Here is a 14,789-nt window from a genome sequence, read left to right on the forward strand (position 1 = left end):
GAACGCCTCCCAGCGGAGGGCGAACCGATCGGTCGCTCGAGGCGGATCGACCGGCCACGGACGACGGATCCCCGTGTTGTAGGACGGACCGGGCCGGCGGTGCCGCCTCGATCAGTAGCAACACAGATGTACCGGGCGCGACGACGTCCGTGCATGCTCGTCACGCTCGAGGGGCTCGACGGCAGCGGCAAGTCGACGCTCTGCGACGCGCTGCGCGGCCGTTACCCGGAGGCGACGTTCACCCGCGAGCCGACGACCTCGTGGTACGGCGACGCGGTCTACCGGTCGATCGAGGACGACGGCGCGGACCCGCTGGCGGAACTCTTCCTCTACACCGCGGACCACGCCGACCACCTCTCCCGACTGATCGAACCCGCCCTCGAGCGCGGCGACCTGGTGATCTCGGACCGCTACGCCGACTCGCGGTACGCCTACCAGGGGGCGACCCTCGAGGGCGTCCTCGATGAGCCGATGCAGTACGTCATCGACGTTCACGAACCGTTTACGATCGTCCCGGACCTGACGATCTACCTCGACCTGGATCCCGAGATCGCGGCCGCGCGCGCGGGCACGACCAACAAGTTCGAACGAGCCGAGTACCTCGCCCGCGTCCGCGAGAACTACGAACGGCTGATCGAGCGCGATCCGGATCGGTTCGAGCGCGTAGACGCGACGTTTCCACCCGGGGAGGTTCTCGAGCGGGTCGAAGCGGTACTCGCGGGGGCGCTCGAGGGGTGATCGATCGGCCGACGCGGATTCGTCGTGCTTTCGGACGACCACGGCGTGGACGAACGGACTCGTCTCCGCCACGCCGACGTCGTGACCGCGATGATCGGAGTCTCCCGTACCGACAGAAGAGCGGATTCAATCCATCGCGATGTACGTCCGCGTGTCGGCCACGCCCTCGAGCCCCTGGATGCCCGAGGAGACGGCCTGGAGGACGTCGTACACCCCCGGGGCGTCGACTTCGGCGATGATGTCGTAGTTGCCGGCGACGATGTGGGCGTCGTCGACCGACTCGAGGTCCCTGATCGCGGCGAGGAGCCCCTCCGACTTTCCGGCGGCCGTCTTCACCATGATGAACGCGTGAACCATCTCTCTCGCCGGTGTGGTACACTGTCGCACGACTAAAGGCTTTGCCCGGTATCTTGGGAGTGGTACGTCATAACAGGGCAAGCTTATTGGCGGGTGCGAGCGTACCTCGGGTCATGCGGTTCGTGATTATCGGCGCCGGACGGGTCGGCCTGCGAACGGCGCGCGTGTTGCGCGACGAGGGCCACGAGGTAACGCTGATCGACCGAGACGAGGCCAAAGTGAGGCGCGCCCGCGGCGAGGAGTTTACGGTCGTCGTGGGTGACGGCTCCCGCGAGGACGTCCTCGAGGAGGCCGGCGTGGCCGAGGCCGACGCCGTCGGTGCGCTCACGGGCGACCTCAACGTCAACTTCTCGGCCTCCCTGATCGCCAACCACTACGGCTGTCGCACCGTCATGCGCATCGACGAGGAGTACCGCGAGGAGATCTACCAGAAGTACGCCACCGACGTCGACGAGGTGATCTACCCCGAGCGTCTCGGCGCGATCGGCGCCAAGAACGCCCTCGTCGGCGGGACCATCCGCGCCATCGCCGACATCGCCCAGCACCTGCAGGTGGTCGAACTCACGATCACCGACGAGGCCCCCGTCGAGGGCTACACGATCAGCGAACTGCAACTCCCCGCCAACGCGACCGTCCTCGCGTTCGGCAAGAACGACTCCCCGCTCGAGATCCCGACCGAGGACGTCTCGCTCGAGACGGGCGACCGACTGGTCGTCCTCGCGGACTTCGAGGTGTTGGACGACGTGCGACAGATCCTCGTCGGCGAACAGCCGACGCAGGCGGCCGCGAACGCGGGCAGCGGAGGTGTCAGCTGATGGTCACCGCGTTCATCATGATCAAGGCGAACACGGGCGAGGCGGATCGACTCCGCGAGGAGATCGAATCGATCGAGGGCGTCGAGTCGGCCCACATCGTCGCCGGCGACGTCGACATCATCGCGAAAGCCCGGGTCGAGACGCCCGCCGAAGTAAAGGAGATCGCCGCGACGAACATCCAGAGCATCGACGGCGTCGAGAACACGCAGACGTACATCGCGATGGACTAAACACCGACCTTTTGCGCTGCGGGTGCGCTCCGCGCACCCTCGGCAAAAGCTCGACCAAAAGCACTCCTCGCTCCCGTTGGTCGCTCGTCGGCCCGAACGCTGCGCGTGCAGCGTTCGGTGAACGGCATCGCTCGGGTTCTGCGAACCGCTCGCTCGCCGATGGGAGACCCGCAGGAGGATCAAGACGGGCAACCGCCGTAGAACTTCGGTCTCGAATTGCCGCTACATCGGCATGCCGCCGCTCTCGCCGTCGGCGGCCTCCTGTCCGCGGCTCTGAGCGTTCTCGAGCAGCGTCGCCGCCTCGCCGACGTACTCGTAGCCGGGGATGATCCCCTGGGCGTAGGTCCCCTCGACGTACTCGATCAGGGCTTTCGCGTCCTCGACGCCCTCTTCGGCGTCCCAGGCCGCGTACTCGAGGATCACGCGAACCTCGTCGTCGTCGCGCTCGAGGACGGGGTCGTCGTGCGTGCTCGTGTGCGCGACGGAGAAGATATCCTGGAGGCGGCGCTCGAGCGTCTCGAACCAGTCGTCCTCGACGACCTGCGCGACCGAGTCGTCCGCGACGGCGGCCCCGAGGGCGGGGAGGAAGACGGTGACGCGGAACCGGCCGTCGCGCTTCCCCTCCGCCTCGTCGGCGGTGATCGCCGCGTCGAAGACGGTCGTCTCGAGGTCGAAGCCGACGCGGTCGTCGGACGCCGTCTCGTCGAGGTCGACTCGGGCGAACGCGTCGTGGGACTCGAGCGCGCGCTCGACGGGCTCGGGGAAGTCGACGCGGTCGTCGGCGGGGTGGGTATCGGTGTCGGCGTCGGTGTCGGTCATCACCGTGTGGAACGGGCGGTTCGAAAAAGGATGTTACGCCGCGGTGGAGATCGGTCGGTCGACCGGGACGGTCGCGGAGGCGGATCGATCGTTCGCGGGACCGTTCGACGCGTCGCTCGAGCGGAGTCTGATCGCAGCGTCGACCGATCCGCGTTCGGCCCGCGCTCGATCCGACGTGTGCCCCGATTCGACCGCGTTCAGAACCGTTTCGAGCCGGTAGTAGCGGATTGGATCGGAAAACGGTCCGCATTACTACGACGGAAACGGGCGTCAATCGCCGGCATGGATCTCGATACGTACGTGGCGGAGCGACGACGGTTCGCGCGACTCTTCGGACTCGACGACGACCTCGGATCGGGGCTGCCGATCGGTTCCCGGTCGGAGCGACGACCGTCAGCGGACGACGACCGATCCGCGGATTGAGCAGCGACGGTAACGACTTCCCCATCCCAGTAACTAGTTACACGGCTTTTTTTATCCGGATTTCTGGGCGTAACCGAAGTAGCTGCACTCTGGAGGTCACTGAATTAGCTGGTTCGGCGCGTGCGCACACGAGCGTACCGCGAGTGCCACGCTTGACCCTCAATTACCCGAACCGGAGTGTCGACTGCTGGTACACTACCTCCATTCGTCGTTGAATCTCCGATCCGTTGCAAACGGGTACTTCCGCAGTTCGGTCTGCCGCGTCGTATTCTCCGTTATTCGGTAGGTCACCGAGTACGTGTACGCCTCTGACTCGGGCAGTTGCGAGGAGTCACTAACCCCGCCCCGGCACTCCAATCGAACGCGAAACGCGTCGCTCTCGTTCGAGACGTCGCGAGGGGTACACGTGGTGATCACGTTTTCATCGCCGGCGAGGGTGTTGTTGTGGCTCGCAACGAGGTCGTTATAGAACAGGCGCTCTTCGTACGTCGTGGCGTAGTCCGCGACGCTCGAGGAATTCAACTGAGTCGGTTTCTCGGGACCGGTGGGGTGACTCTCGACGTCCGTAACACCCCCACCCGGCGTCTCAGACTGGATTTGGAACACGACGAACAATCCCGCTCCGACGAGAAACACGACGACGAGAAACCCGAGTGGGATAACCGCCCAGTCTGAATCCATTACGCAAAATTTTCACCCCCTACACGATAAATGACATTCACATTCTGGCTCGGTGTTCCGGGTGATACGTCTACCGCCGCTACTGAACGCGGGCGGCGGGTAACGCCGAAGAGAGATACCGTACTACCAACTGCTGGGAAGTCGTACGGACCGACGTCCCGGCGGTTTTTCGCGACCGCTTCGACGCGGCGATGAGGCGCTCCGTTCACCCGAATCCGTCGATTCAGGCCTCGTTCCGGTTCTCGAGGACCGTCCGGACCGCGGTCGCGAGTTCCTCGAAGTCGCGGATCGTGAGGCCGTCGGTCGTGACGAAGACGCCGTCCTCCTCCGAGGTGACCCGGACGAGGAAGCCGTTCTCGAACGACCGGATCGTGTACCGGTACTCGCCGAGTTCCGAGCCCTCGTAGGCCGTCTGGGTGACCTTGAACCCGCGCCACTCGTTGCCGATGAACGTCGAGAGGTCGGCGTCCCGCTCGAGGTCGTCGCGCAGGTACAGCTGCTCGAAATCGTCCTGCGTGAAGTACGTGACCGACCGCAAACTGTCGCCGACGGCCGTTCGGCAGGTCGTGACGATCAGGTCCTTGGCGTCGGCCGTGAGTAGCCCTGTGGGCATACCCGAAACCTCGTCGCCCGGGGCCTTAATCGCCGTGGCCCCGGCAGTCGGTGGCGGCACGCGGTCCGATCAGACCGCCTCGAGCGCCCGATCCAGGTCCGCGATCACGTCGTCGACGTCCTCGATGCCGATCGAGAGGCGGACGAGGTCGGGGGTGACGCCGCTGGCCATCTGTTCCTCCTCGGTCAACTGCTGGTGGGTGGTGCTCGCCGGGTGGATGATCAGCGTCTTCGCGTCGCCGACGTTCGCGAGCATGCTGGTGAGTTCGACCGCGTTGCAGACCGTCTCGGCGGCGTCGTAGCCGCCCTCGGGGCCGAACGTGATCATGCCGCCGTAGCCGCCCTCGAGGTACTCCGCCGCCTCCTCGTGGGTCTCGTGGCTCTCGAGGCCGGGGTAGGTGACCCAGTCGACTTTCGGGTGGTCCTCGAGGTACTCGGCGACGGCCATCGCGTTCTCGCAGTGTTTGTCCATCCTGAGGGGGAGGGACTCGAGCTTCTGGAGGGTGACCCAGGCGTCGAACGGCGACTGCTGGTTCCCGAGGTCGCGAAGCCCGCGGGTGCGGGCGACGATCGAGAAGGCCGCCTCGCCGAACGTTTCGAAGAAGTTAACGCCGTGGTAGGCCGGGTTGGGCTCGGTGATCTCGGGGTAGTCGCCCTCGTCCCACGGGAACGTTCCGCCGTCGACGAGGATCCCGCCGATCGTCGAGCCGGCACCGTGGAGCCACTTCGTCGTCGAGTGCCAGACGAGGTCCGCGCCGTGTTCTATCGGATTGCAGAGGTACGGCGTGGCGAACGTGTTGTCCACGAACAGCGGCACGTCGTTGTCGTGGGCGATGTCGGCGATTCGCTCGATGTCCGGGGTCACCAACGCGGGGTTGCCGATCGTCTCGAGGTGGACGAACGCGGTGTCGTCGTCGATCGCCTCCTCGTAGGCGTCGTAGTCGAGCGTATCGACGAATTTCGTCTCGACGCCCCGCTTCTCGACGGTGTGGGTGAGGTAGGTGTAGGTGCCTCCGTACAGCGACGACGAGGAGACGATGTTGTCCCCGACGTCGCAGAGGATGAACGTCGCGAGATCGAACGCGGCCATCCCCGAGGCGGTGGCGAGCGCGCCGACGCCGCCCTCGAGGCTGGCGATGCGCTCCTCGAGCATCGCGTTCGTCGGGTTCATGATCCGCGAGTAGATGTTGCCGAACTCCTCGAGGCCGAACAGCGCCGCGGCGTGCTCCGTATCGTCGAAGACGTACGACGTGGTCTGGTAGATCGGCGGCGCTCGAGCCCCGGTGGTCGGGTCGGGCTCCTGGCCGGCGTGGACGCTTCGGGTCGCGAATCTGCGTTCGTCGGAACTGCTGTCGTCGCTCATGCTATCGTGGTCACAGAGACAGTCGAGACTGGTAAAACTACGTGGCATCGTGTTCGCACTCGAGCCGGTGGGGTGGGTTCGGGCCGTCACGCGTCCGGGGCGCCGACGAACGCCCACTCTCGAGGAGCAACCGGACGACGGACGCCCCGTACGGCCCGAGCAGGGCCCATGCCTCCAGCCGAGCACCAACGTATTGGCGCGGGCGATGGCGAAGAAGACGACCGTCGCGGCGAGTCCGCCGACGCGGACGGCGGCGAGCGGGTCGAATCGGTCTCGCGTCGAACGGGGACGAGCGTCGAACGGTCGATCGACGGCGAGAGATCGAGCCCGGTCGACTCACTCGAGCAGGCTCTCCCCCGTCATCTCCGGGGGTCGCTCGACGCCGATGCTCTCTAGCAGCGTGGGGGCGATGTCGGCGAGGGTCCCGCCCTTCCGAACCGTCTTCCCGCCGTCGGTGCCGTCGGGCGCCACGTAGACGAACGGGACGAGGTTGTACGTGTGGGCGGTGTGGGGATCCTCCTCGGTCCCCATGTCGTCGGCGTTGCCGTGGTCGGCGGTGACGAAGACGTGGGCGCCGACCTCCTCGAGGGCCTCGGCGAGGCGGCCGAGTTCGGTGTCGACGGCCTCGACGGCCTCGACGGCCGCGCGGTAGTCGCCCGTGTGGCCGACCATGTCGGGGTTGGCGTAGTTGAGCACGAGGACGTCCGGGTCGTCGGACTCGACCATCCGGATCGCGGTGTCGGTAACTCCCTCCGCGCTCATCTCGGGTTGCAGGTCGTACGTCGGTACGTCCGGGCTCTCGACGATCTCGCGGACCTCGCCGTCGAACTCGACCTCGCGGCCGCCGTTCAGGAAGTACGTCACGTGGGCGTACTTCTCGGACTCGGCGATCCGAAGCTGCGTCTTGCCCGCGTCGGCCAGCACCTCGCCCAGCACGTTCTCGGGCTGGGTCGGCGAGTAGGCTATCGGCAGGTCGAACGTCTCGTCGTACTGCGTCATCATCACGACCTCGACGTCCGGCGGGTTCGTCTCGAACTGGTCGGCCCAGTCCTCCGGCCGGATATCGGCCAGCATCCGGGTCAACTGCCGGGCCCGGTCGGAGCGGAAGTTGAACCACACCACCGAATCGCCGTCCTCGAGCGCCGGTCCGTCACGAATGAGGGTCGGCTCCACGAACTCGTCGGTCGTTCCCCGATCGTACGACTCCTCGACGGCCTCGACCGCCGATTCGGCCTCGTACTCGGCCTCGCGGTGGACGATGGCGTCGTAGGCCCGCTTCGTCCGCTCCCAGTTCTGGTCGCGGTCCATCGCGTAGTACCGCCCCGTCACCGTCGCGACGTCGCCGGTTCCGTGCTCCTCGACGACCGCCTCGAGGTCCGCCAGGTGGTCGCGACCGGCGGTCGGCGAGGTGTCCCGGCCGTCCGTGAACGCGTGGGTGACGGCCTCGACGTCGCGGTCGCCGGCGAGTTCGATCAGCGCGTGCAGGTGCTCGTGGTCCGAGTGGACGCCCCCGTCGCTGACGAGGCCGATGAAGTGGACCCGGCCGTCGTTCTCGCGAACGTCAGCGAGTGAGGGCTCGTCGGACCCCTGTCCGACGGTGTTCCCCCGGGCGTGGTCGAACGCCGCGTTGATCGCGTCGTTCTCGCGGAACGACCCGTCGGCGATCGAATCGGAGATGCGGGTGTACTCCTGGTAGACCACCCTGCCGGCCCCGATGTTGAGGTGGCCGACCTCGCTGTTGCCCATCTGCCCGTCCGGGAGGCCGACGCGACGGCCCGCCACCTCGAGCGTGCCCGAGGCGCCGGTCCTCGTCAGTCGGTCGAAGACGGGCGTGTGCGCCGCTTCGACCGCGTCTCTGCCTCCGTCTTCGTCACCGAGTCCCCAGCCGTCGAGGACGATCAGTGCCGCCTCCATGTGCAACCGGTCAGTCCGGTGGCGTAACTAGCTGTCGTTCGCGACGCCGCTGGGCGTCGTCGCCCCGTCGTCACCCCTCTCGTCGCGAGGCCGGATTCGCCCGTCGAAGAGCGACGGTAGACCTCACCGCCGGTCGCATCGCTCTCGACGGCTCTCGCTGGTCGGAAAAACTGCCTCCACGTCGACGGCAACGTCGTTTCGACGGTTCCGGGTTTGTGCGCGGATCACCGCGATACGTTCGCGAACCTCGGTCGTCACCGCCGAGCGTACGCTCCGGTTTCAGCGGACGAGAGGGATCGACGCGGGGCCGCCACGTCCGCCGATCGAGGGGAGCCGGTGAGTGCGCAGCCGTCCTCGAGCGCCGCGACTCACTCCCGGCCGTGTTCGTACACCGTTCCGCAATCGCCGCAGGCGGTGGCCCGGCCGGGTTTGCTCCGCTGGGCGAACACCGCCCCGCAGTCGCGGCAGATCATGAACAGCCGTCGCTCCGGGGGCGTCCCCGCCTCGAACGCGGCGTGGATCCACGCGTCGGGGTTCTCCTCGTCGTAGATGGTCACGCCGTCGCTCGTCTGTCGCCAGTTGATCGCGTCGTCCGGGGATTCGACCGCTCGCGCACCTCGCTCTGACATCGGGATACCGGGGAGTGCCTCGCCCGGACACATAACGCTTCTGATAAATTGTTCACGCGGACTCGAGTTAACGATCCGGCGTCGATTCGGATCGGTGCGGCGAACCGAACTCGATTCAGTCGAGAACATATCAGATTATATCACATCGGCGGAAGCGCCGCTGGCGGACGGGGTGACCAGCGGCGGACCACGAGACTTTTGCGGGTCGGGTCTGAGGTGACGGCCATGACGCTCGATCCGGTCCACTTCGACGGCATCGCGCGCCTCGCGCGACGGATCGACCCCGGCGCCGACGAACGCGACCACCGCGAGTTCGCCGAAACGGTCTGGGCCGACTTCCTCGACCCCCTCGTCTCGAGCGAGGGGCGGGTGATCCTCGAGCCCCTCGAGGCGGTCTCGAGACACCTCGTCGACTGCGAGGACGCCGCCCTCTGCGACCGCCCGTTTCCCACCGAACACGGCCTCGACGCGGGGACGATCAACCCGACGACGTTCCGCAACGGGCTCGTCCTCGACGTCGCCCAGGCGGCGATGAGCGCGACTCCGAGCGACCTCGACCTCCACTGCTCGCGCACCGTCGTCGCCACGGTCCACTCGAACGACGAGACGATGCACGTCCACGAGGCGTGGGACCGCTTCGACGAGGGGTACAGCCGTAGCCGCGCGGTGAAAATCCCTCCGTTACCCAGATTCGCCGAGGGGGTCGTCCACGCGCTCGCGCTCTACCTCGCCGAGAGCGAACACGTCCGCGAACACGCCGAGGAGGTGCGCGACCTGCTCGTCCTCGACGGCCCCCTCTACCCCCGCGGGCTGCTGCGCTGGGCCGACCAGCACCCCGACCTCGAGGACTTCCTGCTCGAGGAACCGCAGCCGAAGACGGTGCTCGAAAACTACGTCCGACTGGTCGAGGAGTTCGTCGAGCGGGACGTCCCCCTCGTCGGGTTCGTCAAGAACCCGGCCACCCGCGCCCTCACGCGAACGATCAAGGGCAAGGACGAGGGGCTCGAGGCGCCGTGGACCGACGACTCGGCGTTTTTCACGCGGATCCTCGAGCGCGGGGAGTACGCCGAGGACGTCGAGGGACCCCGCTGGGAGCGCGACACGTCGGCGCTGACGTACACGGGCTGGTTCCGCTCGCGCGGCGGCGTCGACCGGATCCTCTCGGTGGAGGGCGACGCCCTCGGCGTCGAGCGACGGCGCCCCCCGGAGGAGTACGAGGTGACCTTCTTCGTCGTCTACGATCCGCGCGACGATCTGGTCTACCGGATCGAGGCGCCGTACGCGTTCACCCGCGATCCGGAGACGCGGGAGCGGCTGACCCGACAGGTGGTGAGCGACGTCGCGATCGCCCACGGTCCGCCGCGGATCGTCGAGAAGGCCGACGAACTCGCCCGGATCAGCGCGACGGAGAAGCGCTCGCTCCGGGAGACGCTCGAGCAGCGGTTCGACACCACCCGGGAGCGCGACTACGACGATCACCGCTGGTCGGAACCGTTCGACGCCTGAACGTGGGCCGATCTTCGATCTGAGGGCCCTTACTCGAGGTTCTCGCCCTGGTAGCTCCCGTCGTAGGTGTCCTCGTGGTTCGCCTCGGCGAAGACGAGCTGGGCGATGCGGGCGCCGCGTTCGATCTCGACGTCGTGGTGGACCTGCAGGAGGCCCTCGCCGCGCCCCTCGTAGCCGGCGTCCCAGACCGCCGTGTTGAGCATGCAGGAGTTGCGCATCAGCGACGATCGGGGGTAGACGAAGCCGACGTGCCCTTCCGGGATGCGGATGCGCTCGCCGTAGCGGGCGACGTAGGTGTCCCGCGGGAGGTAGTAGGTGTCGGGGGCCTTCTCGTGGAGTTCCTCGAGCGGGCGGGCGACGCGGTCGCCGATCTCTTTGCCGTCGCGACTGATGCGGCCGGGCTCGAGCTGTTCGAAGACGACGTCGAGGGTGAGGTCGACGCCGTTGGGCTGGACCTGCTCGTCGGTCGTCGGCGAGACGAACTCGGCGACGAACGCGCCGGAGCGAAACATGTCCTCAGCAGGCGATGGCATCGCCAAAAACGTATCGCGTTTCCCGTGCGGCAGGGTCGTACGCGGCGGGGGCGACGAGGTTGCGTCTCGACGTGGCGGACGGCCGACCGATCGGGTGACAACTTGATTGAACGGCTAACTAATTGTAAATTGTCTTTGAAATCATCGAACTCCTCGAAAACGAGGGTCTCGAGCGGAATATCCGGGATTACCAATACAGAAACACGCTGGATTTATCACGCCGGACGGCCGAGTTTTAGATGCTATGGGACAGACTCTCACCGAGAAGATTCTCGACGATCACCTCGTCGAAGGCGCCCTCGAGACGGGCGAGGAGATCGGGATCGAGATCGACCAGGTACTCACTCAGGACACCACCGGGACGATGGTCTGGCTTCAGTTCGAGGCGATGGGACTCGACGAGGTCCAGACCGAGGTCGCGGCCCAGTACTGCGACCACCAGACGTACCAGTTCGACTTCAAGAACACCGACGACCACCGCTTCCTCCGTTCCGCGGCCGGGACCTACGGCGCGTACTTCTCCCGTCCCGGTAACGGCATCTGCCACAACGTCCACCGCGAGAACTTCGCGGCCCCCGGCAAGACGCTGCTCGGCTCCGACAGCCACACCCCGACCCCCGGCGGGCTCGGCCAGCTGGCCATCGGCGCCGGCGGCATCGACGTCACTGTCGCCATGGGCGGGGCCCCCTACTACATCGAGATGCCCGAGATCGTCAACGTCCGCCTCGAGGGCGAACTCCCCGAGTGGGCCACCGCGAAGGACGTCATCCTCGAGATGCTCCGCCGCCTCTCCGTGAAGGGCGGCGTCGGCAAGATCCTCGAGTACACCGGCCCCGGCGTCGAATCCCTCACCGCGCCCGAGCGGATGACGATCACCAACATGGGGACCGAACTCGGCGCGACCACGTCGATCTTCCCGACCGACGAGCAGACCCGGGACTATCTCGACCGCGTCGGCCGGGCCGAGCAGTACGTCGAACTCCAGCCCGACGACGACGCCGAGTACGACGACGAGATCGTCGTCGACCTCTCCGACCTCGAACCGCTGATCTCGACGCCGTCGATGCCCGACAACGTCGTGCCCGTCCGCGAGGTCGCCGGCGAGTCCGTCGACCAGGTCATCGTCGGCTCCTGCACCAACGGGGGCTACGAGGACATCCTCCCGGCCGCGAAGATGCTCGAGGGCCGGGAGGTCGACAAGAAGACCGAGATGATCGTCGCCCCCGGCTCCAAGCAAGCGAGCGAGATGCTCGCCCGCGAGGGCTGGGTGGCCGAGATGATGGCCGCGGGCGTCAACTTCTCCGAGGCGACCTGCGGAGCGTGCATCGGCATCGGCCACGTCCCCGCCTCCGACTCCGTCTCGCTGCGCACATTCAACCGCAACTTCGAGGGCCGTTCGGGCATCGAGGACGACAACGTCTACCTCTGCTCGCCCGAGGTCGCCGCCGCCGCGGCGCTGGCCGGCGAGATCGTCGACCCCCGAGACCTGGCCGACGAACTCGGCGACCTCGAGGCGCCCGCGTTCGAACTCCCCGAGGAGTACACCGGCTCGAAAGCCGACCTCATCGCGCCCGACGAGGCCGTCGACGACGAACTCGTCAAGGGGCCGAACATCGGCGACGTTCCGCTACGGGGGGAGCTCGACGCCGACATCCAGGGCGAGGTCCTGCTCAGGATGGCGGACAACATCACGACCGACCACATCATCCCGGCCACCCAGGACATCCTGATGTACCGGTCGAACATCGAGAAACTCTCGGAGTTCACCCTCTCGAGGGTCGACGACACGTTCTCCGAGCGCGCGCTCGAGGCCGACGGCGGCGTCCTGCTGGCCGGCGAGAACTACGGCCAGGGCTCCTCGCGCGAACACGCGGCGATGTGCCCGATGTACCTGGGCGTCGAAGCCGTCCTCGCCCAGAGCTTCGCGCGCATCCACCGCGCGAACCTCTTTAACTTCGGCATCGTCCCGCTGACGATCGACGAGGAGACGTACGAGTCGATCGACGAGGGCGACGAGGTCGAGATCGTCGACGACGTCTACGAGGCCGTCACGAACGGCGAGGAGGAGTTCACGATCCGCGTCAACGGCGAGGAGGAGTTCACCACCCGACTCGACGCCTCCGAGCGCGAGCGCGACATCCTCGCCGCCGGCGGCAAGCTCGCCTGGACGAAGAACCAGGCCGAGGAAAGCGGCGCCGCGCCCGCCGACGACTGACGCTCCCATCCGCTTCGACGATCGACTGAACCTCTGCGGCCGGAACCGCCCGAGTCGGCCAAATCCGACCGCATCCGGCCGACTCGGGTCGAGAATCTCGTCCCATATTTCCACCCCCCCTCGAGCGTCGAGTCTCTCTTTCCGCGTTTCGAGGACGTCGACGGTCCGACGTCGGTCGGTCCTCGGAACAGGACATCGTAGGGTGCGCCCTTATGATGATCCTCGGCCGACCCCCGACCGAGAACCGATGAACCCACGTTCAGACCCGCGCGGCGGTCGAGAGCCGAACCCTCGAGGCGTCGGCCAATCGAGGGGATCGCGGCCGAGAACCGGCAAGGGGTGAAGCGATGACCGACCGCGCGCCCGAGCGGGTGCTGGTGGCGGTGAACGGCTCCGACTCGTCCCGCGAGGCGATCGAGTACGCCTGTCGCGTCTTCCCGGACGCCCGGCTCGTCGCCGTCCACGCGGTCGATCCGGTCGACTCAGGCCTCCACCGGATGACCACCAAAGGGACGGCGGCGGACTATCAGGACCGGTACTTCCAGCAGCGAGCCGACGCGGAGGCGTTTCTCGCCGACTACCAGGCGATCGCCGCCGAGCGCGGCGTCGATCTCTCGGTCGTCCTGCGCTCGGGATCGGTGGTGGAGGTGATCCTGGCGTACGCCGAGGAGATCGACGCCGACCAACTCGTGGTCGGAACCCGCGGCGGCGACCGGAGCCGATCCGAGCGGGTGCGATCGCCGTGCGTCGCGGAGCGCCTCGTCCGGCGGGCGTCGATCCCCGTCGCGGCCGTCGTCTAGCCGGATCTCGTTCCGGATACCCCCGTCTCAGTAGGATCATAGTCCTCGAGGCGATACGGGTAGGTAGTCGATCGAATGAGGGACCACGTAAACGAGGGCTTTCGCCGCCTCTTCGAGGGCGCCGGCCTCACGTTCGGAAGCGGCTTCCCGCTGACGGGGCAAAACCGGTCGACGCCGCCGGTCGAGGAGGAACTCCGACTCGCCGAGTACGCCGAGGAACTCGGCTTCGACGGCCTCTGGGCGCGGGACGTGCCGACGTACTGGCCGAAGTTCGGCGACGCGGGGCAGACGTACGATCCGTGGCCGTGGCTCTCGGCGGTCGCCGCCCGGACGGACGAGGTCGCCCTCGGCACCGCGAGTATCGTCCTCCCGCTGCGCCACCCCTTGCACGTCGCGACGTCCGCGGCGACCGTCGATCGCCTCTCCGGCGGTCGCCTCGTCCTCGGGATCGCCACCGGCGACCGCGATCCCGAGTTCCCGGCCTTCGGCGTCGACCGGGAGGAGCGCGGCGCGCTCTTCAGGGAGGCCGTCGACGTCCTGCGGACCGTCTGGGCCGAGGACTCCCCCGAACTCGAGACCGCTCGGGTCTCCCTCGAGGGGGACCTCGACGTTCGTCCGAAGCCGACGACCGGGTCGATCCCGCTGTTGCCGACCGGTCGCGCGCGGCAGTCGCTCGAGTGGATCGCGGAGGAGGGCGACGGCTGGCTGTTCTACCACCTCCCCGAGCGCACGCTCGAGGGGTACCTCGCCGACTGGCGGGAGGTCGCGGGCCAGAAACCGTACGCGATGGCCGTCCGGATCGCGTTCGCCGACGACCCTGACGCGGACCCCGAACCCCTGCACCTCGGCTACAGGGCGGGCGCCGAGTGGATCCGCGAGTACTTCCGACGTCTCGACGAGTTGGGCGTCGACCACGTCGTCGTCGGATTCGAAGGGGACGGCGACGGCGAGCGCGGACGGGAGCGAGCGCTCGAGACGTTCGCCGAGGAGGTCATCGAACGGGTGTGACGCGTCCGGCGACGTCTCACTCGTCGGGGTCGGTATCGGCGTTGAGGTCGGTGAGACGGTCTCGGGGTCGGAATCGAGATCGGACGTCCCCGTGGTACGTCACTCTCCGCCGGGGCTGAAAGGTCGACGGTCGGAGCGCGCCGACC

General features: G+C 67.3%; 15 protein-coding genes. 8 read left to right on the plus strand and 7 right to left on the minus strand.

Translation table 11 applies throughout. From position 1 onward, the window contains the following. Positions 1 to 153: 153 nt before the first annotated feature. The gene (gene tmk / locus RJT68_RS04580; protein WP_407039194.1) at positions 154 to 738 is read left to right on the plus strand and encodes a dTMP kinase; all 585 of its coding nucleotides are present in this window, start codon (positions 154 to 156) and stop codon (positions 736 to 738) included. A gap of 126 nt (positions 739 to 864) precedes the next feature. On the opposite strand, the gene RJT68_RS04585 is transcribed toward tmk, so the two are convergent. Continuing rightward, positions 865 to 1,095, minus strand: coding sequence for an Lrp/AsnC family transcriptional regulator (locus tag RJT68_RS04585; protein ID WP_407039195.1), 231 nt, complete (start codon positions 1,093 to 1,095; stop codon positions 865 to 867). 113 nt (positions 1,096 to 1,208) lie between these two features. Here RJT68_RS04585 and RJT68_RS04590 point away from each other — a divergent pair, with 113 nt between their 5' ends. Together RJT68_RS04590 and RJT68_RS04595 are read left to right on the plus strand one after the other, a co-directional pair. Beyond that, positions 1,209 to 1,910, plus strand: coding sequence for a potassium channel family protein (locus tag RJT68_RS04590; RefSeq protein ID WP_407039196.1), 702 nt, complete (start codon positions 1,209 to 1,211; stop codon positions 1,908 to 1,910). Beyond that, positions 1,910 to 2,140, plus strand: coding sequence for an Lrp/AsnC family transcriptional regulator (locus RJT68_RS04595; protein WP_407039197.1), 231 nt, complete (start codon positions 1,910 to 1,912; stop codon positions 2,138 to 2,140). Before RJT68_RS04590 ends, RJT68_RS04595 begins: the two co-directional genes overlap by 1 nt. Positions 2,141 to 2,362: 222 nt before the next feature. On the opposite strand, the gene RJT68_RS04600 is transcribed toward RJT68_RS04595, so the two are convergent. Further along, complete coding sequence (locus tag RJT68_RS04600) at positions 2,363 to 2,959, minus strand: DUF5813 family protein (RefSeq protein WP_407039198.1); 597 nt, start codon at positions 2,957 to 2,959, stop codon at positions 2,363 to 2,365. Positions 2,960 to 3,241: 282 nt separating this feature from the next. Between RJT68_RS04600 and RJT68_RS04605 the strand changes: the two genes are divergently transcribed. Further along, positions 3,242 to 3,382, plus strand: a complete 141-nt coding sequence (locus RJT68_RS04605) for a hypothetical protein (protein WP_407039199.1) — start codon at positions 3,242 to 3,244, stop codon at positions 3,380 to 3,382. Between the two features lie 904 nt (positions 3,383 to 4,286). Here RJT68_RS04605 and RJT68_RS04610 read toward each other — a convergent pair. From RJT68_RS04610 to RJT68_RS04625, 4 genes are all read right to left on the minus strand, one after another. After that, positions 4,287 to 4,676 (minus strand): DUF7522 family protein, encoded by a 390-nt coding sequence (locus RJT68_RS04610; RefSeq protein ID WP_407039200.1) that lies wholly within the window; start codon positions 4,674 to 4,676, stop codon positions 4,287 to 4,289. 69 nt (positions 4,677 to 4,745) lie between these two features. Next, positions 4,746 to 6,038: an O-acetylhomoserine aminocarboxypropyltransferase/cysteine synthase family protein gene (locus RJT68_RS04615; protein WP_407039201.1), complete on the minus strand. Its 1,293-nt coding sequence runs from the start codon at positions 6,036 to 6,038 to the stop codon at positions 4,746 to 4,748. A 336-nt stretch (positions 6,039 to 6,374) separates the two neighbouring features. Then, positions 6,375 to 7,952, minus strand: coding sequence for a 2,3-bisphosphoglycerate-independent phosphoglycerate mutase (gene gpmI / locus RJT68_RS04620; RefSeq protein WP_407039202.1), 1,578 nt, complete (start codon positions 7,950 to 7,952; stop codon positions 6,375 to 6,377). Between the two features lie 368 nt (positions 7,953 to 8,320). Then, complete coding sequence (locus RJT68_RS04625) at positions 8,321 to 8,581, minus strand: hypothetical protein (protein WP_407039203.1); 261 nt, start codon at positions 8,579 to 8,581, stop codon at positions 8,321 to 8,323. Between the two features lie 225 nt (positions 8,582 to 8,806). On the opposite strand from RJT68_RS04625, the gene RJT68_RS04630 reads away from it, so the two are divergent. Further along, the gene (locus RJT68_RS04630; RefSeq protein WP_407039204.1) at positions 8,807 to 10,087 is read left to right on the plus strand and encodes a DNA double-strand break repair nuclease NurA; all 1,281 of its coding nucleotides are present in this window, start codon (positions 8,807 to 8,809) and stop codon (positions 10,085 to 10,087) included. A 29-nt stretch (positions 10,088 to 10,116) separates the two neighbouring features. Here the strand turns inward: RJT68_RS04630 and RJT68_RS04635 are convergent, their stop codons facing one another. After that, entirely contained in the window at positions 10,117 to 10,599 is a 483-nt protein-coding gene (locus RJT68_RS04635) for a deoxyuridine 5'-triphosphate nucleotidohydrolase (protein WP_407039205.1), read from the minus strand. Between the two features lie 265 nt (positions 10,600 to 10,864). Here RJT68_RS04635 and RJT68_RS04640 point away from each other — a divergent pair, with 265 nt between their 5' ends. From RJT68_RS04640 to RJT68_RS04650, 3 genes are all read left to right on the plus strand, one after another. Further along, a complete protein-coding gene (locus tag RJT68_RS04640) occupies positions 10,865 to 12,835 on the plus strand; it encodes an aconitate hydratase (protein WP_407039206.1) in 1,971 nt (656 codons plus the stop codon). Positions 12,836 to 13,182: 347 nt separating this feature from the next. Next, positions 13,183 to 13,635, plus strand: a complete 453-nt coding sequence (locus RJT68_RS04645) for a universal stress protein (RefSeq protein ID WP_407039207.1) — start codon at positions 13,183 to 13,185, stop codon at positions 13,633 to 13,635. 75 nt (positions 13,636 to 13,710) lie between these two features. Continuing rightward, entirely contained in the window at positions 13,711 to 14,643 is a 933-nt protein-coding gene (locus RJT68_RS04650; protein WP_407039208.1) for a TIGR03571 family LLM class oxidoreductase, read from the plus strand. The last annotated feature ends 146 nt before the right edge of the window (positions 14,644 to 14,789 follow it).

It is taken from the genome of Halovalidus salilacus (genome assembly GCF_031852275.1).
Classification (GTDB): Archaea; Halobacteriota; Halobacteria; order Halobacteriales; family Natrialbaceae; genus Halovalidus; species Halovalidus salilacus.

Coding starts and splice junctions, on each gene's coding strand:
- tmk (WP_407039194.1), top strand. CDS start 154: ATGCTCGTCACGCTCGAGGGGCTCGACGGCAGCGGCAAGTCGACGCTC.
- RJT68_RS04585 (WP_407039195.1), bottom strand. CDS start 1,095: ATGGTTCACGCGTTCATCATGGTGAAGACGGCCGCCGGAAAGTCGGAG.
- RJT68_RS04590 (WP_407039196.1), top strand. CDS start 1,209: ATGCGGTTCGTGATTATCGGCGCCGGACGGGTCGGCCTGCGAACGGCG.
- RJT68_RS04595 (WP_407039197.1), top strand. CDS start 1,910: ATGGTCACCGCGTTCATCATGATCAAGGCGAACACGGGCGAGGCGGAT.
- RJT68_RS04600 (WP_407039198.1), bottom strand. CDS start 2,959: ATGACCGACACCGACGCCGACACCGATACCCACCCCGCCGACGACCGC.
- RJT68_RS04605 (WP_407039199.1), top strand. CDS start 3,242: ATGGATCTCGATACGTACGTGGCGGAGCGACGACGGTTCGCGCGACTC.
- RJT68_RS04610 (WP_407039200.1), bottom strand. CDS start 4,676: ATGCCCACAGGGCTACTCACGGCCGACGCCAAGGACCTGATCGTCACG.
- RJT68_RS04615 (WP_407039201.1), bottom strand. CDS start 6,038: ATGAGCGACGACAGCAGTTCCGACGAACGCAGATTCGCGACCCGAAGC.
- gpmI (WP_407039202.1), bottom strand. CDS start 7,952: ATGGAGGCGGCACTGATCGTCCTCGACGGCTGGGGACTCGGTGACGAA.
- RJT68_RS04625 (WP_407039203.1), bottom strand. CDS start 8,581: ATGTCAGAGCGAGGTGCGCGAGCGGTCGAATCCCCGGACGACGCGATC.
- RJT68_RS04630 (WP_407039204.1), top strand. CDS start 8,807: ATGACGCTCGATCCGGTCCACTTCGACGGCATCGCGCGCCTCGCGCGA.
- RJT68_RS04635 (WP_407039205.1), bottom strand. CDS start 10,599: ATGTTTCGCTCCGGCGCGTTCGTCGCCGAGTTCGTCTCGCCGACGACC.
- RJT68_RS04640 (WP_407039206.1), top strand. CDS start 10,865: ATGGGACAGACTCTCACCGAGAAGATTCTCGACGATCACCTCGTCGAA.
- RJT68_RS04645 (WP_407039207.1), top strand. CDS start 13,183: ATGACCGACCGCGCGCCCGAGCGGGTGCTGGTGGCGGTGAACGGCTCC.
- RJT68_RS04650 (WP_407039208.1), top strand. CDS start 13,711: ATGAGGGACCACGTAAACGAGGGCTTTCGCCGCCTCTTCGAGGGCGCC.